At 63.5% G+C, this 18,242-nt stretch carries 15 protein-coding genes; 5 read left to right on the top strand and 10 right to left on the bottom strand.

The window, feature by feature from the left end; translation table 11 throughout:
• The first annotated feature begins 39 nt into the window (after positions 1 to 39).
• Entirely contained in the window at positions 40 to 834 is a 795-nt protein-coding gene (gene rsiB1 / locus M1D34_RS02865; protein WP_003525566.1) for a PhyR-type response regulator RsiB1, read from the top strand.
• 381 nt (positions 835 to 1,215) lie between these two features.
• Here the strand turns inward: rsiB1 and M1D34_RS02860 are convergent, their stop codons facing one another.
• From M1D34_RS02860 to M1D34_RS02820, 9 genes are all read right to left on the bottom strand, one after another.
• A complete protein-coding gene (locus M1D34_RS02860; RefSeq protein WP_498780566.1) occupies positions 1,216 to 2,799 on the bottom strand; it encodes an FGGY-family carbohydrate kinase in 1,584 nt (527 codons plus the stop codon).
• 83 nt (positions 2,800 to 2,882) lie between these two features.
• Positions 2,883 to 3,557, bottom strand: a complete 675-nt coding sequence (locus tag M1D34_RS02855; protein WP_003525568.1) for an HAD family hydrolase — start codon at positions 3,555 to 3,557, stop codon at positions 2,883 to 2,885.
• Positions 3,554 to 5,038 (bottom strand): mannitol dehydrogenase family protein, encoded by a 1,485-nt coding sequence (locus tag M1D34_RS02850; protein WP_107608235.1) that lies wholly within the window; start codon positions 5,036 to 5,038, stop codon positions 3,554 to 3,556. The genes M1D34_RS02855 and M1D34_RS02850 overlap by 4 nt, the downstream gene beginning before the upstream one ends.
• Positions 5,039 to 5,064: 26 nt before the next feature.
• Complete coding sequence (locus M1D34_RS02845) at positions 5,065 to 5,838, bottom strand: L-iditol 2-dehydrogenase (RefSeq protein ID WP_498780563.1); 774 nt, start codon at positions 5,836 to 5,838, stop codon at positions 5,065 to 5,067.
• A complete protein-coding gene (locus tag M1D34_RS02840) occupies positions 5,835 to 6,836 on the bottom strand; it encodes an ABC transporter ATP-binding protein (RefSeq protein WP_498780561.1) in 1,002 nt (333 codons plus the stop codon). The genes M1D34_RS02845 and M1D34_RS02840 overlap by 4 nt, the downstream gene beginning before the upstream one ends.
• 30 nt (positions 6,837 to 6,866) lie before the next feature.
• On the bottom strand, positions 6,867 to 7,697 hold the full coding sequence (locus tag M1D34_RS02835) for a carbohydrate ABC transporter permease (RefSeq protein WP_018095728.1): 831 nt from the start codon (positions 7,695 to 7,697) through the stop codon (positions 6,867 to 6,869).
• A 5-nt stretch (positions 7,698 to 7,702) separates the two neighbouring features.
• Positions 7,703 to 8,575, bottom strand: coding sequence for a carbohydrate ABC transporter permease (locus M1D34_RS02830; protein WP_003525576.1), 873 nt, complete (start codon positions 8,573 to 8,575; stop codon positions 7,703 to 7,705).
• 189 nt (positions 8,576 to 8,764) lie between these two features.
• Complete coding sequence (locus M1D34_RS02825) at positions 8,765 to 10,075, bottom strand: ABC transporter substrate-binding protein (RefSeq protein WP_003525578.1); 1,311 nt, start codon at positions 10,073 to 10,075, stop codon at positions 8,765 to 8,767.
• A gap of 193 nt (positions 10,076 to 10,268) precedes the next feature.
• On the bottom strand, positions 10,269 to 11,222 hold the full coding sequence (locus M1D34_RS02820) for a sugar-binding transcriptional regulator (protein ID WP_003525579.1): 954 nt from the start codon (positions 11,220 to 11,222) through the stop codon (positions 10,269 to 10,271).
• A 199-nt stretch (positions 11,223 to 11,421) separates the two neighbouring features.
• Between M1D34_RS02820 and M1D34_RS02815 the strand changes: the two genes are divergently transcribed.
• Together M1D34_RS02815 and preA are read left to right on the top strand one after the other, a co-directional pair.
• The gene (locus M1D34_RS02815) at positions 11,422 to 12,783 is read left to right on the top strand and encodes an NAD(P)-dependent oxidoreductase (RefSeq protein WP_498780556.1); all 1,362 of its coding nucleotides are present in this window, start codon (positions 11,422 to 11,424) and stop codon (positions 12,781 to 12,783) included.
• Positions 12,784 to 12,814: 31 nt separating this feature from the next.
• On the top strand, positions 12,815 to 14,128 hold the full coding sequence (gene preA / locus M1D34_RS02810) for an NAD-dependent dihydropyrimidine dehydrogenase subunit PreA (protein WP_498780554.1): 1,314 nt from the start codon (positions 12,815 to 12,817) through the stop codon (positions 14,126 to 14,128).
• 64 nt (positions 14,129 to 14,192) lie between these two features.
• Here preA and M1D34_RS02805 read toward each other — a convergent pair whose 3' ends face one another.
• Positions 14,193 to 15,215 carry a zinc-dependent alcohol dehydrogenase family protein gene (locus M1D34_RS02805; protein ID WP_498780553.1) on the bottom strand — a complete coding sequence of 341 codons (1,023 nt, stop codon included), beginning with the start codon at positions 15,213 to 15,215 and terminating at the stop codon, positions 14,193 to 14,195.
• A gap of 104 nt (positions 15,216 to 15,319) precedes the next feature.
• On the opposite strand from M1D34_RS02805, the gene M1D34_RS02800 reads away from it, so the two are divergent.
• Entirely contained in the window at positions 15,320 to 16,219 is a 900-nt protein-coding gene (locus tag M1D34_RS02800) for a LysR substrate-binding domain-containing protein (RefSeq protein WP_498780551.1), read from the top strand.
• Between the two features lie 147 nt (positions 16,220 to 16,366).
• Positions 16,367 to 18,040: an adenylate cyclase CyaC gene (cyaC, locus tag M1D34_RS02795; RefSeq protein ID WP_498780549.1), complete on the top strand. Its 1,674-nt coding sequence runs from the start codon at positions 16,367 to 16,369 to the stop codon at positions 18,038 to 18,040.
• Positions 18,041 to 18,242 lie beyond the last annotated feature (202 nt).

The raw sequence follows: 18,242 nt of genomic DNA, 5'->3' as shown, positions 1-18,242 counted from the left end.
CCGCAACGATATTTCGCCATGGATCGAGGGAGTCCCTGAATGACATTGTCCACCCGTATTGCTCCATTTCTTCCTTATCTGCGCCGCTATTCACGTGCCCTGACCGGGTCGCAGACCTCTGGAGATGCCTATGTCGCGGCCGTGCTCGAGGCACTTATCGCGGACACGTCGATCTTTCCGGAAGCAAGCAGCGACAGGGTAGCGTTGTTCCGTCTCTTCACATCCATGTTCGGCTCGTCTTCCGTCCTCGTGCCGGAGCCGGTATCGCCCTTTGCCTGGGAACAGCGCGCATCCGTCAACCTCGCGGCGGTCTCGCCGCTCGCACGCCAGGCGTTCCTGCTCGTATCGGTCGAGGCGTTCACGCCACAGGAAGCCGCCGAAGTACTCGATGTAGACGCCGCCAAGCTGGCCGCACTTCTCGACCGCGCATCCCAGGAAATTTCCCGTCAGGTTGCAACCGAGATCATGATCATCGAGGACGAGCCGCTGATCGCGATCGACATCGAGCAAATGGTCGAAAGCCTCGGCCACAGCGTGACCGGGATCGCACGCACCAAGGACGAAGCGATCGCCCTCTACGAGACGACGAAGCCGAACATGGTGCTCGCAGACATCCAGCTCGCGGACGGCAGCTCGGGAATCGATGCCGTCAACGAAATCCTGAAGACGGCCGCCGTTCCGGTGATTTTCATCACCGCCTTCCCGGAGCGTCTCCTGACGGGTGAACGTCCCGAGCCCACGTTCCTCGTCACCAAGCCTTTCAATCCGGAAATGGTGAAGGCCCTGATCAGCCAGGCGCTGTTCTTCAACGAGACGACAAAGGCAGCCGCCTGAATTCGAAGCGCGGGATCCAGAGCCGATCGGCCCTGGATCGCCTCGCAAGCTTCCCCTATACCCTGCACCTGTCGCTTTCACCCTCATCCCTGTGCTCGTCACAGGAATGAGGTTCGATGGTAACCACCGTCAACAACCCAAACACGCTCGGCGATCATACCCCGAAGCAAAACAGCCAGTGCCGAGGGAAGGGCACTGGCTGAGCTTTGGCAACTCACTGAGGGGGGATGTGAGTTGGCAACCGGCGGTATGCCTCCGACGTCACATTGGGGGCGATGTGCGTCACCGTCCGGTTATCGCCATAATGCACGAGGCGAAAAAAGGTTCCGCGGATAATCGGCAAGATCTGCAGATGAAATCTGCACCTTCCCGCATCTCAGTTCACTCCATCGACTCCAGTTCCTCGCGATGCCGATAGAGCGCGAGGAAGCGCCGATAATCCCGGTCGTAGATGCGGCGCAGCGCCGGGTCGGGGAGCCGCTCCGTTCCAGCCGACGACATCGCCGGTCCGGCGCTGGCAAGGTCCGGATAGAGCTCGCCGGCGACGGCCGCCGTCATCGCCGTGCCGAGGAGAACGGCGTCGGGCGCCTGGGGTGCGACGACCCGGCAGCCGGTGACGTCGCAGTAAAGCTCCATCAGCAGGGGGTTGCGCACATGCCCGCCGGTCACGTGCAGCGTGTCGAGTTCGTAGCCCGCTTCCTTCATCATCTCGAGGATGTGGCGAATCCCGAGCGCGATCGCGACGCAGGTTCGCCAATAGAGCCGGCACAGCGCATCGAAGGAGGAGTCGAGCGGCAGCCCGCTGATGACGCCGAGTGCATGCGGATCGGCAAGCGGCGACCGGTTGCCGTGGAAATCCGGGAGCACGTGAAGGCGCTGGGCAAAGTCGACGCCATGAACCGCGCGCATTTCCTGCACGCGCTCGATGATCTTCGCATGCGTTTCGGTCGTCGGCGGCAGTCCGCCTCCGTGCAGCCGCACGATATGATCGAGCAGCGCTCCGGTCGCCGACTGACCGCCTTCGATGAGCCAGAGCCCGGGCAAGACCGCCTCGAAATAGGGCCCCCACATGCCGAAACCCGGCTTCATGTCCTTGGAAAAGGCGACGATGCAGCTCGAAGTTCCGCCGATCAGTGCCAGCTGGCGCTCCAGCTTCGCCGGCGCGTCCGCGAAGCCGCCGAGCACGCCGAGCGCCCCGGCATAGGCATCGATCAGCCCCGGCGCGACCTGGCATCCGGTGTCGAGCCCGAGCTCCTCCGCCGCGCTCGCGCTCAGGCGACCGACGGCGCGCTCCACCGGCAAAGTCTCTTCGGGCAATCCACCACATTCGAGGAGGTCCTCAAGACCGATCTGCTCCAGGTAATCCTGCTGCCAGCCGCGTCTCTCGTGGGCGAGATAGTTCCATTTTGCCGTCAGCGTACAGCGCGAGCGGGCCGTACTCCCGGTCGACCGCCAGGACATGTAGTCCGCGAGGTCGAAGAAATACCCCGCCCGTTCCCATTGCTGCGGAAGGTTGCGCTTCAGCCACATCAGCTTCGGCATTTCCATTTCGGGCGACATCACCCGCCCGGAATGATCGAGAACGGGATGCTTGGTCGCCGTACAGAAATCGGCTTCCGCCAACGCCCGGTGGTCTAGCCAGACGATGGTGTCCCAGCGTGCCTCCCCCTGACGGTTGACCGAAAGCGGCGCGCCGTCGCGATCGCGCACGACGAGCGAACAGGTGGCGTCGAAGCCGACCGCCGCGATGCTCTCGGCCGGCACAGCGGCCTTCTCGCGCGCCGATCTGACGGCACCGCAGACCGCAGCCCAGATGTCCTCTGAATCGTGCTCGGCGTGGTTTTCCTCCGGACGGTTCATTGCAATCGTCCGATCGGCCCGCGCCAGGAGCTTACCTCGCCGATCGAAGACGCCGGCGCGGGCGCTGCCGGTTCCGATATCGACCGCCACGACATATTCGCGCATCAATGGATGCCCCCGTCCCGAAAAATGATGGATTTTCGCCGAGCGGGACGACGCGGCCGCAAAACCGCCCCGTCCTGCTCTCCCTATTGCCGGACAAACTGTATCAATTCGCCCATGTCGTCAAACAGCACGTCGGGTTCGAGGCTGGCGAGCGTCCGCCGGTGGCGGTCGTTTCGTGCGTGGCTGCCCCCCGCGAAGGCGAAGACGCGCATGCCGGCGGACTTTGCCGCCTCGATGCCGGCCGGGCTGTCCTCGATGACGATGCAATCGGACGGGTGATAGCCCATCTCCGCGCTTGCATGCAGGAAAAGGTCGGGCGCCGGCTTGCCGCGCGCCACCATGCTGGCGCTGAAGATGTTCGGCTCGAAGAGATCGATGAGCCCCGTCACGGTCAGCGAGAGGCGGATGCGCTCCGGCTGGCTCGACGAAGCCACGCAATGGGCGGTGCCCAGGCCTTCCACCGCCTCGCGTATGCGGGCGATCGGCCTCAGTTCCTCGCGAAACCGTGCATAGAGCCGGGTCCGCATGCCTTCGAGAAATACCTCGTCGGTCGCAAGTCCGTGTTCTTCGTGCAGGATCGTCGACATGGTCTTCAAGCTGCGGCCGAGGAAGCGCTCGCTCGCCTCCTCCGCCGTCATCGAAACGCCGGCAGCCGCGAGCGCGTCGACGAGGACCCCGAGCGAAATCGGTTCGCTGTCCACCAATACGCCGTCACAATCGAAAATCACCAGCCTGGAGGCGTGCCCCACCATCGTCATTCCCCGAGGTTTCCGTCCAGATAAAGCTGGAGCGTGGCACGCGTACCCTTTTCCCAAAGCACTTTCAACGCGTGAGCGAAACGGCGGCGGAAGAGATCGGATTGCGCGACATCGCCGAAGATGTCGGAAAGCGCAAGGAACGCCATTGGATCGTCCTTCGCTGCAACCGCGGCGGCATGCAGCCGGTCGGCGTTGGCGTCGTTGAAAACGATTTCCTTGCCGCTGTCCGACTTGCCGGCGAAATAGCGGCACCACAGCGCCGAAACGAGCGACAACCCGACGACGTCTTCGCCGCGGCGCAGGCGGTCGGCCGTCGACGGCAGGATGAATTTCGGCTGTCGGTTGGAGCCGTCCTGCGCCAGCCGCGCGACCGTGTCGCCGATCTTCGGATTGGAGAAACGCGTCTCGATGAGCTTGTAATAATCCTTCAGATCCGTGTCCGGAACGGGCGGTATCACCGGGATGATCTCGTCGTGCTCCAGCTTTGACAGGAAGGCGCGGATCAACGGCTCCTCCATCGCCTCATGAACGAAATGGATGTCGAGCAGTGCCGCCGGATAGGCGATCGCCGCATGGCCGCCGTTGAGGATACGGATCTTCATGTGCTCGTACGGCGCCACGTCGGGCACGAACTGAACGCCCACCTCTTCCAGCGCCGGGCGGCCTTGCGGGAAGCGGTCTTCCAGCACCCATTGCTTGAATTCCTCGCAAAAGACCGGCCAGGCATCGTCGATTCCGTATTGCGAGGCGACGATGCCGATCTCGCGGGCACCGGTCGCCGGCGTGATGCGATCGACCATGCCGTTCGGAAAGGCGACATTGGCATCGATCCAGTCCGCAAAGCCTGGATCGGAAAGGCGCGCCAGACCGGAAACGGCAGCGTGGGTGACCTCCCCGTTTCCAGGAATATTGTCGCAGGACATGATCGTGAACGGCGGAATACCCTTGGCGCGGCGTTCGGCGAGCCCTGCCAGGATGAGGCCGAAGACGGTTTTTGGAGCCGCCGGATCGCGCGCATCCTCGACGATCGCCGGATGCGCCGGGTCGAAGACGCCGGATGCCGGATCGATGAAATAGCCGCCTTCGGTGATCGTCAGGGAGACGATGCGGATGAGCGGGCTCGCGAGCTGCGCCACGATCGCGGGCGTGTCGCCGGGCTCGAGATAGGCGATCATGGCGCCGGTGACATGCGCGCCCGTGCGGTTGTTGTCCTGCTCGACCACCGTCGTCAGGAAATCCTGCGCTTCGAGCTTGTCGCGCATGACCTTGTCCGATGGCAGGACACCCGCGCCGATGATCGCCCAATCGCGATCGCGTCCCAGGTTGAAAAGGTCATCGAGATAGACCGCCTGATGCGCGCGGTGGAAATTGCCGACGCCGAAGTGCACGATGCCGGCCCGAAGGTCATGCCGGCCGTAGTTCGGGACGCCGGCCGTGGCTTTGACCGCGTCGAGCGTGGCAAGGGAGAGTTTGGTCGCCATCCTTTCAATCCTTTCGCGAACGAGCCTCAGCTCATCCAGTTGCCGCCATCGACGTTATAGGTCTGCGAGACGATGTAGTCGCTTTCCGCCGAGGCGAGGAAGATCGCCATGCCGGTCAGGTCCTCTGCGGTACCCATGCGCCCGAAGGGAACGGCCTCGCCCACCAAACGCTTCTTCTCGCCGCGCGGACGGTCCTCGTATCTGGCGAAAAGCGCGTCGACGCCGTCCCAGTGCTCACCGTCGACGACGCCGGGAGCGATGGCGTTGACGTTGATGCGGTGCTTGATGAGATCGAGACCGGCCGACTGGGTGAGGCTGATGACTGCAGCCTTCGTGGCGCAATAGATCGCCACCAGAGCTTCCCCGCGCCTGCCCGCCTGGCTCGCCATGTTGATGATCTTGCCGCCCCTGCCCTGCGCGATCATCTGCCTGGCGGCCGCCTGCAACGTGAAGAGCGTGCCGGCGACATTGATCGCGAACAGTTTTTCGTAGCTCTCGCGGGTGATCTCGACGATCGGCGCGAGGTCGAAGAGCGCGGCATTGTTGACGAGGATGTCTAGCCCGCCGGCATGTTCGACAGTCGCGGCGATCGCGGCGTCGATGGAGTCCTGCCGGGTCACATCCATTTGGACCGCATAGGCCGCAGGCCCGATCTCCGCCGCCGCCTGTCTCGCCCGCTCGATATCGATGTCGGCGATGGCGACCGTGGCGCCCTCGCGCACGTAGGCTTCGGCAAAAGCGCGGCCGATACCCCGCGCCGATCCGGTGATCAGCGCGCTCTTTCCTTCAAGACGTTTCATCGAATTGCCAGTCCCTTTTCATCGAACCTGTGGAGGCGCTCAGCATCGGGCGTCAGGTAGACCTGATCGCCATGGGTCACCGCGAAGTCGCCGCCGACGCGCGCCGTCAAAGTACCGATGCCGTCGGCGTTCACGTGCAGGAAGGTGTCCGAGCCGAGATGCTCGGCCACTCCCACCGTGCCCCGCCATGTGCCCTGATCCTTCGAAAGGGCAATATGCTCCGGGCGGATGCCGATCGTGTGGGCCTGATGGGCCGCGGCCGGCGCACCGGTGACGAAATTCATCTTCGGCGACCCGATGAAACCGGCGACGAAGAGATTGTCCGGCCTGCGGTAGAGGTCGAGGGGCGAGCCCACCTGCTCGATGCGGCCGCGGTTGAGCACGACGATCTTGTCGGCCATGGTCATGGCCTCCACCTGGTCGTGCGTCACGTAGACCATCGTCGTCTTCAGTTGCTGGTGAAGCTGGCTGATCTCCAGTCGCATGTTGACCCGCAGCGCGGCGTCGAGGTTAGACAGCGGCTCGTCGAAAAGGAAGGCTTCCGGCTGGCGAACGATCGCCCGGCCGATCGCGACGCGCTGGCGCTGGCCGCCGGAAAGCTGGCGGGGCTTGCGGTCGAGATAGTCGGTGAGGTTCAGGACGCGCGCCGCGTCCTCGACCTTCTTGTCGATCGAGGCCTTGTCCTCACCCGCCATCTTCAGCGGAAAGGCGATGTTGGAGCGCACGCTCATATGCGGATAGAGCGCGTAGGACTGGAACACCATCGAAAGCCCGCGCTTTGCCGGCGGCAGCTCGGTGGCGTTCCGGCCGTCGATGACGATCTCGCCATCGCTGACGTCCTCCAGTCCGGCGATCAGCCTCAGAAGCGTGGACTTGCCGCAGCCCGAGGGGCCGACGAAGACGACAAACTCGCCGTCGGTGATATCGAGGTCTATCGAGGGGATGACGGCGTGGGCGCCGAAGACCTTCGATACGTTCTTGAGAGTGATGCTTCCCATGGTCTTACCCTTATTTGAACCGCGTCGGCCTTATTTGACTGCGCCGAAAGTGAGGCCGCGCACGAGCTGTTTTTGCGAGAACCAGCCGAGAATGAGGATGGGTGCGATCGCCATCGTGGAGGCCGCAGACAGCTTGGCGTAGAAGAGACCCTCCGGGCTCGAATAGGAGGCGATGAACGCGGTGAGCGGTGCGGCTTTCGCGGCGCTCAGATTCAAGGTCCAGAACGCTTCGTTCCAGGCAAGGATGATGTTGAGCAGCAGCGTCGAGGCGATGCCGGGTATCGCCATCGGCGTCAGCACATAGATGATCTCCTTGGAGAGCGAGGCGCCGTCCATGCGCGCCGCTTCGAGGATCTCGCCGGGGATTTCCTTGAAATAGGTGTAGAGCATCCAGATGATGATCGGCAGGTTGATCAGCGTCAGCACGATCACGAGCCCTGTGCGCGTGTCGAGCAGTCCCCAGTTGCGGAATATCAGATACATCGGCACCAGCACGCCGACCGGCGGCATCATCTTGGTGGAGAGCATCCACATCAGCACATCCTTGGTGCGCTTCGTCGGCGAGAACGCCATCGCCCAGGCCGACGGGATCGCGATCAACAGGCCGAGCAGGGTCGAGCCGAAGGAAACGACCACCGAATTCATGAAGTGCTTCAGGTAATCCGACCGGCTCTGCACCTCGGAATAGTTCTCGGTCGTCCAGTCGAAGAAGAGGAAGACCGGCGGAGAGGCGATCGCCTGGGCTTCCGTCTTGAAGCTCGTCAGGAAGGTCCAGAGGATCGGAAAGAAGATCAGGATTCCGATCGTCCAGGCCACCACGGTCGTGATGAGCTTGCGCCCGGTAGAGACGTTGCGTGCCATGGGTCTCAAGCCTCCAGCGTCTTGCCGATCATGCGCATCAGGAAGAATGCGACGATGTTGGCGAGGATGACCGCGATGATCCCGCCCGCCGAGGCGCCGCCCACATCGAACTGCAGAAGGGCTTGGGCGTAGACGAGGAATGTGAGATTCGTGCTCTGCGTACCCGGACCGCCATTGGTGGTGACGAGGATCTCGGCGAAGACCGACAGCAGGAAGATCGTCTGGATCAGGATGACCACCGTGATCGCCCGTGAGAGATGCGGCAGGACGAGATAGATGAAGCGGCTTACCGCGCCTGCGCCGTCCATCTGTGCGGCTTCCTTCTGCTCCTCGTCGAGCGACTGCAGCGCCGTCAGCAGGATGAGCGTGGCGAAAGGCAGCCATTGCCAGGCGACGATCAGAATGATCGAGAGAAGCGGCGCATTGGCAAGAAAATCGAAGGGCTGCAATCCGAGAAGCTTGGCAAGCCAGGCGAAAAGCCCGTTCACGGGATTCATGAACATGTTCTTCCAGACCAGCGCCGCCACAGTCGGCATGATGAGGAAGGGCGCGATCACCAGGATGCGCACGATCCCCTGCCCGAACATCGGCTGGTCGAGAAGAAGCGCCAGCCCGATGCCGCCGACCACGGTGATGAAGAGCACGCCGAGAACGATGGCGAGCGTGTTGAATATCGCCTGGAAGAAGGCCGGGTCGGTGAGGAAATAGGTGTAATTCGTAAGCCCCGCGAACTCCTCCATTCCCGGCATCAGCAGGTTGTAGCGCAGCAGCGAGAAATAGATCGTCATGGCCAGCGGCACGATCATCCAGGCCAGGAGCAGGAGCACCGAGGGCGCGATCATCAGTCGCGCGGCGGAGCGGGTGTGCAAGGTCGCCATGGCGTCCCCCGTGTGAAGTCGACGCGGTTCTTCAAAACGGCAAGCGTATCGCCATCCGAACGCGCGCCATGAATTGGAAAAGTCAGAGCGGAACGCGGATCGAAGGCGGGTTTGCCCCTTTCCCCGTCCCGCTCTGGAGGTAGCCGGAGCGTTCACTGTTTCCAGCAGACGCTCCGGCTCCTTGGGAGCTCACTTGATGTAGCCGGCCTTGGTCATTTCGCGGGTCGACAGCTGCTGCGCGCTGGCAAGCGCCTGATCCACGCTCATCTGACCGGCCAGGGCCGCCGAGAACACCTGCCCGACCGCCGTGCCGAGGCCCTGGAATTCCGGGATCGCCACGAACTGGACGCCGACATAGGGCACCGGCTTCACCGCCGGGTTCTTCGGGTCGGCGGCATTGATCGAGTCCAGGGTCATCTTCGCGAAGGGCGCCGCCTTCTGGTACTCCGGGTTCTCATAGAGCGAGGTGCGGGTACCGGGAGGAACGTTCGCCCAGCCTTCCTTCTCGGCAACGAGCTTCAGATAATCCTTGCCCGTCGCCCAGGCGATGAACTTCTGCGCCGACTCCGCCTTCTGCGATCCTGCCGGAATGGCGAGGTTCCAGGCCCAGAGCCAGTTGCCGCGCTTGCCGAGGCCGGTGTCTGGAGCGAGCGCGAAACCGACCTTGTCGGCGACGGTCGACTCCTTCGGATTGGTCACGAAGGAGGCGGCGACGGTCGCGTCGATCCACATGCCGCACTTTCCGGTCTGGAACAGAGACAGGTTCTCGTTGAAGCCGTTGGACGAGGCGCCGGGCGGGCCTGCGTCATTCATCAGCTTGACGTAGAAGTCGAGTGCGTTCTTCCATTCCGGCTGATCGAACTGCGGCTTCCAGTTCTCGTCGAACCAGCGGGCGCCGAAGGCGTTTGCGGTGGCCGTTAGGAAAGCCATGTTCTCGCCCCAGCCGGCCTTGCCGCGCAGGCAGATACCGTAGATCTCGTTGCCCTTGTCGGTGATTTTGCGGGCCGCATCGGCGATGAAATCCCAGGTCGGCGCATCGGGCATGGTCAGACCGGCCTTCTCGAACAGATCCTTGCGGTACATGACCATCGAGCTCTCGCCGTAGAACGGTGCTGCATAGAGCTTGCCGTCGATGGTCAGGCCGCTGCGGATCGCCGGCAGAAGGTCGTCGACGTCGTATTCGGGACCGAGATCGTCGAGCGGCAGGAGCCAGCCCTGCTTCGCCCAGATCGGCACCTCATAGGTGCCGATCGTCATGATGTCGTACTGACCGCCCTTGGTCGCGATGTCGGTCGTGACGCGCTGGCGTAGCACGTTTTCCTCGAGAGTGACCCACTCAAGCTGGATGTCCGGATTTTTCGACGTGAAATCGTCCGTCAGCTTCTGCATCCGGATCATGTCGCCGTTGTTCACGGTGGCAATGGTCAGGGTCTCCGCTTGGGCCAGACCCGCCAGAGCAACTGCCGAGCACGTGCCCAGCAGGAAAGTTCTCAAATTCATCGACTTCCTCCCAGAAGAAATTGAGCATTTGCCTTGCTCGTGAGCAATTACTCACCGATTAAGCTGAAATGTCAATCCGCATTTGTCGCCGCGATGCGCGGGAGCGGCTAAGAAGATGTTTTAGCTTCGCATTTTTTACGGAGATTTCGGGAGAAGCGCGTCGATGCCGCGGTCCCGCGACCGGCTGCGCGATCTAGACCCGGAGCAGATAGTCGGCCGTAGCCTCATCGGTGACGAGACCGTTGATGATCCTGCCCTTGAGTGCGGCGCGCAGCGCCTCGTGTTTGCGCCTGCCCTTGGCGATGCCGATGACCGACGCGCGGTCACGCGGCGGCAGCGGAACCGAGGCGACGCGCTCATTGATGCTGTCGGGCAGGAGCACGCCTTCGTGGTCGAACATCCAACCGCAGATCTCGCCGGCAGCGCCCGCCGCCATCAGCCGTGCCATTTCATCGCGCGCCAGGAACCCGTCTTCGCAAAGCGGCGCGTCGGGCCCGAGTTCGCCGACGCCCACGAAGGCAGCGTCCGCCTCGGCGCCGAGTTCCAGGGCGATCTGCACCAGGCTCTGCTTGTGCAGGACTTCCCGCTCTTCCGGCGAGGAGACGAGAACCGGCAAGGGCATGGGAAAATGCCGCGCCTTGATCGTGTCCGCCATGCTGAAGATGACGTTGTAATAGGCGGCCGACCCGTCGAGCCGGATATTGCCGGTGAGCGAAACGATACGGTGCTGCGGGCATTCCATCGATGGCAGCTGGTCGATGGTCGCCTTCAGCGTGCGGCCCGTGCCGATCGCCAGCACCACGGGCTCGGCCGATTTCAGCCAGCGCTCGATTTCCGCCGCCCCGGCCTCGGCGATGCCCACGGTGGTCGAATCGGAACCTGGATCGCTCGGGACGACGTCGACATGCTTGAGATCGTATTTCTCCTTGAGACGCGCCGCCATTTCGAGGCAGGCGGCGATCGGATGGTCCAGGCGCACCTTGATCAGCCGCTCGGCCATGGCAAGCGACACGAGACGTTGCGCCGATTGCCGGGAAATTCCCATCACCGACGCAATCTCGTCCTGCGTACGGCCGGCGACATAATAGAGCCAGCCTGCGCGGGCTGCGTCGTCCAGCCTGTTGCTGCTTTCCGCCTTGCGTGCCATCGACTGCTCCCTTCCCCTTGATTTGCTGCCACTATTTTCCATGCGCTGTCAAACGGGGGGAGATGTGCGCCGCACCTTGCCGCCGGCAAGGTCCGGTTTTCCAGGCTTTTACGCCGGTTTGGAAGGAAATTTTACCGTTTGATAAAAAAATAAAGCATGTTACCGTTCCCTCATCCTGAGAAAACATTGGGAGCCAAAAATGGGAACGACGCAATCTGGGATTCTCGGCGGGCGGCTGCCGCTTGCCGAGTACGAAGCCAATTTCTCCGACTTTCATCCGTCGCTCGACAGGCACGAGGCGCTGGTCGCCGCCGACCGCTGTTATTTCTGTCATGACGCGCCCTGCATGACCGCCTGTCCCACCTCCATCGACATCCCGCTCTTCATTCGCCAGATCGCGACGGGCAATCCGATCGGCTCGGCGAAGACGATCTTCGACCAGAACATACTGGGCGGCATGTGCGCCCGCGTCTGTCCCACCGAGACGCTCTGCGAAGAGGCCTGCGTACGCAACACGGCCGAGGAGCGGCCGGTCGAAATCGGCCGCCTGCAGCGCTACGCGACGGACATCGCCATGCGGGAAAACAAGCAGTTCTATTCGCGCGCCGCTCGTTCCGGCCGCAGGGTCGCCGTCGTCGGCGCTGGGCCGGCGGGGCTCGCCTGCGCGCATCGGCTGGCCGTGAAAGGCCACGACGTGGTGATCTACGATGCGCGCGAAAAATCCGGCGGCCTCAACGAATACGGCATCGCCGCCTATAAGGCGGTGGACGACTTCGCACAGAGAGAGGTGGAATACGTGCTTTCGGTCGGCGGCATCGAGGTCAGCCACGGCAAGGCGCTCGGCCGCGACTTCTCTCTTGCCGATCTGGCGGAAGAATTCGATGCCGTCTTTCTCGGCCTCGGTCTTGCAGGTGTCAATGCACTGCGGATCGAAGGCGAGAATGCCGAAGGCGTCGAGGACGCCGTCGACTTCATCGCCGCACTTCGCCAGTCGAAGACAAAGGCCGACATTCCGGTCGGCCGGCGCGTCGTGGTGCTCGGCGGCGGCATGACTGCGATCGACGCGGCCGTCCAGGCGAAGCTGCTCGGCGCCGAGGAAGTGACGATCTGCTATCGCCGCGGCAAGGAGCACATGAACGCCTCGGAATTCGAGCAGGACCTTGCGGCTTCCAAGGGCGTCACCATCCGCCACTGGCTGCAGCCGAAGCGCATCGCCGTCAAGGATGGCCGGGTCGCCGGCATCGAACTCGACTACACCACGCTTGAAAACGGGAAGCTGACAACGACCGGCGAGACCGGAATCATTGCCGCCGACCAGATCTTCAAGGCCATCGGCCAGGCCTTCGAGGCCTCCGGCCTCGGCGCCCTTCGCATGGAAAGCGGACGCATCGTCGTCGATTCGGAAGGACGCACCTCGCTGGAAAAGGTCTGGGCCGGCGGTGACTGCGTGCTCGGGGGCGAGGACCTCACCGTTTCGGCCGTCGCGATGGGACGCGATGCCGCCGGATCGATCGACCGGGCTTTCGCCGTGGCTCAGCCGCTGGCGAGCGCCGTTGCTTGAAAAGCAGAACAGGATCGAGAGGACGAGAACAATGGCTGATCTTCGCAACAATTTTGTCGGCATCAAATCCCCGAACCCGTTCTGGCTCGCCTCGGCGCCGCCGACGGACAAGGCCTACAACGTCGAGCGCGCCTTCAAGGCGGGCTGGGGCGGCGTCGTCTGGAAGACGCTCGGGGAAGAAGGACCGCCGGTGGTCAATGTCAACGGCCCGCGCTACGGCGCGATCTGGGGCGCCGACCGGCGGCTGCTGGGTTTCAACAATATCGAGCTCATTACCGACCGCGATCTCTATGTGAACCTGCGCGAAATGAAGCAGGTGAAGATGAACTGGCCGGATCGAGCCCTGATCGCCTCGATCATGGTGCCTTGCGAGGAGAACGCCTGGAAGGCGATCCTGCCGCTGGTCGAGGAGTCCGGCGCCGACGGCATCGAGCTCAATTTCGGCTGTCCGCACGGCATGTCCGAGCGCGGTATGGGCTCGGCGGTAGGCCAGGTGCCGGAATACATCGAAATGGTGGTGCGCTGGTGCAAGCAATACACGCGCATGCCCGTCATCACCAAGCTTACGCCGAACATCACCGACATCCGCAAGCCCGCCCGCGCTGCCAAGGCCGGCGGCACCGACGCGGTGTCGCTCATCAACACGATCAACTCCATCACCGGCGTCAACCTCGACACTTTCTCGCCGGAGCCCTCGATCGACGGCCGCGGAAGCCATGGCGGTTATTGCGGCCCGGCCGTGAAGCCGATCGCGCTCAACATGGTGGCCGAGATCGCCCGTGATCCGGAGACCTACGGCCTGCCGATTTCGGGCATCGGCGGCGTGACCACCTGGCGGGATGCGGCCGAATTCATGGCGCTCGGCGCCGGCAACGTACAGGTCTGCACTGCCGCAATGACCTATGGCTTCAAGATCGTCCAGGAGATGATCACCGGCCTCTCCGACTGGATGGACGCCAAGGGCCATCGGACGCTCGACGACATCAGCGGCCGAGCCGTCCCGAACGTCACCGACTGGCAATATCTCAACCTCAACTATATCGCCAAGGCGAAGATCGATCAGGACGCCTGCATCAAATGCGGCCGCTGTCATATCGCCTGCGAGGACACTTCGCATCAGGCAATCACCCAATTCGTCAATGGCGTGCGCCATTTCGAGGTGATCGAGGAGGAATGCGTCGGCTGCAACCTCTGCGTCAATGTCTGTCCGGTGGAGAACTGCATCACCATGGAGCCGCTCGCGGCCGGCACACTCGACCGGCGCACCGGGAAACCGGTCGACCCGAACTACGCCAACTGGACGACCCATCCGAACAACCCGATGGCCCGCCAGGCCGCCGAGTGAAGGACGTACAAGTCAGACCGGAAGGCCGCCGGCATCGCCGGCGGCCTTCCGCGTTCCTATCGCGTCAAAACTCTATCACCACCTTGCCGAAGGGGCCGCGGTCAAGATGTGCGAGGGCCTCGGGGACCTCGGTGAACTTGTAACGCATGTCGATGACGGGCTTCAGTCCAAGGCGGTCGACGGCCCCGACCAGATCTTCGAGCGCTCTGCGGTGACCGACGCTGATACCCTGCACGACGGGAGACTTCAGGAGAAGCGGCCCGACCGGGCCTGAGACCTCGAAGCCCTCGAGCACGCCGATCACCGAGATGCGCCCGTCCGGCGCGACCGCTTTCAGGGACTGGCCGAGCCCGGCGCCGCCGGCGATCTCCAGAATGTGGTCGGCGCCACGGTCCCCGGTCAGCGCATAGACGCGCTCCACCCAGTCCTCCTCCAGGCGATTGATGCCGTGATCGGCACCGAGCGCGAAAGCCCGATCGAGCTTTTCGCGGCTGCTCGAGGTCACGATGACCTCGGCTCCGGTCGCCTTTGCGATCTGCAATCCGAACAGCGCAACGCCGCCGGTACCCTGCACGACGACACGGTCGCCCGCCCGCAAATGACCCTTCTCGACAAGAGCGAACCAGGCGGTCAGCCCCGCACAGGGCAAGGTACTCGCCTCCGCCGCGTCGAGACTCTTCGGCGCTGCGACGAACCAGCCTTCAGGGAGAACCACATATTCCGACAGGACGCCCGGATGCGCGCCTCCGAGCGTCTCATAGGCAGGCGTCCTGCCGGTGCCGGGTCGTAAGCCGTCAAGCCATCCGGGGGCGAATGTGGAGATCACGCGATCGCCCGGCCGGAAACGCGTTACGCTCTTGCCGACGGCCTCGACCACTCCGCTCATATCCGAGGCCGGCACGAAGGGAAAAGCGAGATCGAGCCCCATGCCGGTCTCAAGTACCAGTTTGTCGCGATAGTTGAGCGATACGGCAAGCGTGCGCACGAGGATATCGTGCTCGCCGACCTCCGGCACCGGCCGTTCGGCAAGCTTGAGATCGTGGGGGCCCACCGTCTCCGTGCTCCATTCCTGCATCCATTTGGACATGCTCGTTCCTTTTCATCTGTTGCGGTAAGGCGAGCATACTGTTGAATATTCTTCTTCGGTTGCGATATGAATTCCCATCATTGGTTCCCCGGAGGACGCAATACATGGAGCGCTTCAACGGCATTTCGGTTTTCGTGGAAGTTGCTGATGCCGGCGGCTTTTCCGCCGCCGCCGCCCGGCTCAATCTTTCGCGCTCGGCCGTAGGCAAGACGGTCTCCCGGCTCGAACGGCGGCTCGGCGTGCGCCTCTTCCATCGCACCACACGGACGCAGAGTCTCACCGAAGAAGGGCAGCTCTTCTACGAGAGCTGCCAAAAAGCGCTCGGCGAAATCAGAACGGCCGAAGACCTCCTCGAATCCGGGAGGCGGGAAATTCGCGGCCGCCTGCGCATCTCGATGCCGGTCCTCTTCGGCCGCCAATGCGTGGCGCCGCTGCTTCGCGACCTGTTGCGGTCGCATCCCCGTCTGGAGTTCGATCTCTCCTTCAATGACCGGGTCATCGATCTTCTCGACGAGGGCTTCGATCTGGCCATCCGCAACAGCCCCCTCGGTAACGGCTCAGGCCTGATGATGCGCACGGTGGCGGAACAGCGGATGACCGTCTGCGCCTCCCCTGCCTATCTCGAAGCGCACGGCATGCCGAGGACGGTTGCCGAACTCGCCGCACATGAAGGCATCGTCTACGCCCGCGGAGGCGAGCCGCTATCCTGGTCCTTTCCGTCCGACGGCAAGGCGGCGGAAATCGTGCTGCCGCAAACGCGGCTGAGGCTCGACGATCTCGCCGCAATCGCCGATGCGGCTGCCGCCGGCCACGGCCTTGCCTGGCTGCCTTGCTGGCTGGTGCGCGAGCGCGTGCAGAAAGGCGAACTTGTCCGTGTCCTCACCGACCGGCCGGGTCTGATCTTCAAGGCCCATGCAGTCTGGCCGCGAACGGAACACATGCTGCCGAAGCTGCGGGTGGTGATCGACAAACTCGCCGCTGGATTGCCGCGCATCATGGAGTAGGACGGCATGGGAACACGCACTCCGCGCAACACCCGAAAAGCGAAACAGTTCGTTTAGAAAACGTAAGTTGCCGGCACCGATGATCTGGTAAATAAGGAGGACACCGAAGCGAGCCGCTCCAAGGCCGCCAGACCCAGGCAAGTTTGTTTGACGATCCTATCCGCCAGCACGCGCAAGAAGATGCACCTGATCTCAGGGGCCGTACTCGGCGTTTTCGTGCTCTTGCACTTCTCGAATCACGCGCTCGGGCTCGTCTCGATCGATGCGATGGAAACGGGCCGGCGGATATTCACCTCGGTTTGGCAGAGCATTCCCGGAACGGCCCTCCTCTACGGCGCGCTGCTGCTGCATTTCCTGATGGCGCTCGACAGTCTCTACCGGCGGCAAACGTTCCGCATGCCTGTCGGCGAAGCCCTGAAGATCATCTTCGGCCTGAGTCTGCCCTTTCTGCTCGTGCCTCACGTGGTCGCCGCCCGTGTGGAGCCGCTTCTTTCAGGTGTTTATCCCGACTACCCCGCGATCCTGCGCACCCTCTGGTCAAGCTCGTTCAACACCTCTCGTCAGTCGCTTGCGCTCATCGTCGTCTGGGGTCACGCCTGTCTTGGCGCCTGGTTCTGGATGCGCGGGCGCGCCTGGTTTCCGAAATACGAAACGCTGCTCTATACCGTCGCCCTGCTGGTGCCGATCTTCGCACTGCTCGGCTTCGTCAACGGCGCCCGTTCACTGGAGCGCGACTACGCGGAACATGGCGGTTACGGCGACAGGGCCTATGCCAGCCAGGCGCCTCGCGTCGACCCCACCCTCCTCGATAAGATCCGGCTGGCATTCTATGGCGGCTTCGCAAGCCTGATCGGCGGCACCCTCGTTCTGCGCGCCCTGCCGGCGCGCGGCCGTATTCGCATTCGTTATCCGGACGGCCGGGTCGCCGCCGTCAGCCTCGGCTTCAGCGTTCTGGAGGCCAGTCGGGCGGCCGGAATTCCTCATGTTTCCGTCTGCGGAGGGCGCGGGCGCTGTTCCACCTGTCGCGTGCGGATAACGCAGGGGCTCGAAGGCCAGCCGCCGCCGGAAGCTGCAGAACTCGCGACGCTGACCCGCATCGGCGCTCCCGAGAACGTACGCCTCGCCTGCCAGTTCCGCCCAGTGCACAATGTGAGCGTCGTGCCCATCCTCGACACCGACAGCCTCGGGATCAAGACGCAGCTTGCCCGCCAGAACGCCGGCGGACGTGAGCGCCGCGTCGCCGTGCTCTTCTGCGACCTGCGTGATTTCACCCGCATCGCCGAGCACCGGCTGCCCTACGACACGGTCTTTCTGCTCAACCGCTATTTCGAAGTCGTCGGCGAAGCCGTCGAAGGTTCCGGTGGCGTCGTCGACAAGTTCATCGGCGACGGGGCGCTCGCGATCTTCGGACTGAAGACCCCTCTGCCGGAGGCCTGCCGCCAGGCACTTTCGGCCGCCGCCCGGTTGTCGCAAGGAATCCGGGCGCTCAACCAGACCTTCGAAGGGGAGCTCGAGCAGCCACTGAGGCTCGCCATCGGCCTCCACGCAGGCCCGGCGATCATCGGCGAAATGGGCTACGGCCAGGCAACCTCGCTCACGGTCGTCGGCGACACGATCAATACGGCGAGCCGGCTGGAAGGCCTCGCGAAGGAGCACGACGTCGAGCTTGCCGTTTCCGCCGAACTGGTCGAGCGCGCCGGCCTCAGCTTCGAAGGCCACAGACGGCTCGAAATCGGCCTGCGGGGCCGCAAGGCCACTCTGGAAACCTGGATCATCGGTGACGCGGCGCAGCTCTCGCTTTCGCTGCCGATGCAGGGTTGACCAGCCCCGATTTGCCCCTCACCCTCTCCCCTCGCGCGGGAGAGAGGGGACGGGGAGACGCAAGACGCGAGCCGCGAGTCCCTTCTCCCCGTCGAAAGCCTACGGCATGCACATATCTCTTGCGCGCCAGGGCGGCGGATACTGCTCATGAAAGGGATCCCTCGGGAACCCAACCGGCTCAACCCCGCTCGGTCTCGGTTGC

The organism is Ensifer sp. D2-11, from assembly GCF_054161295.1.
Note: the sequence above shows the minus strand (reverse complement) of the source record. Positions and strands in the feature narration are given on the sequence as shown.

Bases quoted from the DNA above. Each gene is read 5' to 3' on its own strand.
- M1D34_RS02845 (WP_498780563.1), bottom strand. From the start codon at position 5,838: ATGAAACGTCTTGAAGGAAAGAGCGCGCTGATCACCGGATCGGCGCGG.
- M1D34_RS02860 (WP_498780566.1), bottom strand. From the start codon at position 2,799: ATGCGCGAATATGTCGTGGCGGTCGATATCGGAACCGGCAGCGCCCGC.
- M1D34_RS02815 (WP_498780556.1), top strand. From the start codon at position 11,422: ATGGGAACGACGCAATCTGGGATTCTCGGCGGGCGGCTGCCGCTTGCC.
- M1D34_RS02825 (WP_003525578.1), bottom strand. From the start codon at position 10,075: ATGAATTTGAGAACTTTCCTGCTGGGCACGTGCTCGGCAGTTGCTCTG.
- M1D34_RS02840 (WP_498780561.1), bottom strand. From the start codon at position 6,836: ATGGGAAGCATCACTCTCAAGAACGTATCGAAGGTCTTCGGCGCCCAC.
- M1D34_RS02835 (WP_018095728.1), bottom strand. From the start codon at position 7,697: ATGGCACGCAACGTCTCTACCGGGCGCAAGCTCATCACGACCGTGGTG.
- preA (WP_498780554.1), top strand. From the start codon at position 12,815: ATGGCTGATCTTCGCAACAATTTTGTCGGCATCAAATCCCCGAACCCG.
- M1D34_RS02830 (WP_003525576.1), bottom strand. From the start codon at position 8,575: ATGGCGACCTTGCACACCCGCTCCGCCGCGCGACTGATGATCGCGCCC.
- rsiB1 (WP_003525566.1), top strand. From the start codon at position 40: ATGACATTGTCCACCCGTATTGCTCCATTTCTTCCTTATCTGCGCCGC.
- M1D34_RS02820 (WP_003525579.1), bottom strand. From the start codon at position 11,222: ATGGCACGCAAGGCGGAAAGCAGCAACAGGCTGGACGACGCAGCCCGC.
- M1D34_RS02855 (WP_003525568.1), bottom strand. From the start codon at position 3,557: ATGACGATGGTGGGGCACGCCTCCAGGCTGGTGATTTTCGATTGTGAC.
- M1D34_RS02850 (WP_107608235.1), bottom strand. From the start codon at position 5,038: ATGGCGACCAAACTCTCCCTTGCCACGCTCGACGCGGTCAAAGCCACG.
- M1D34_RS02805 (WP_498780553.1), bottom strand. From the start codon at position 15,215: ATGTCCAAATGGATGCAGGAATGGAGCACGGAGACGGTGGGCCCCCAC.
- M1D34_RS02800 (WP_498780551.1), top strand. From the start codon at position 15,320: ATGGAGCGCTTCAACGGCATTTCGGTTTTCGTGGAAGTTGCTGATGCC.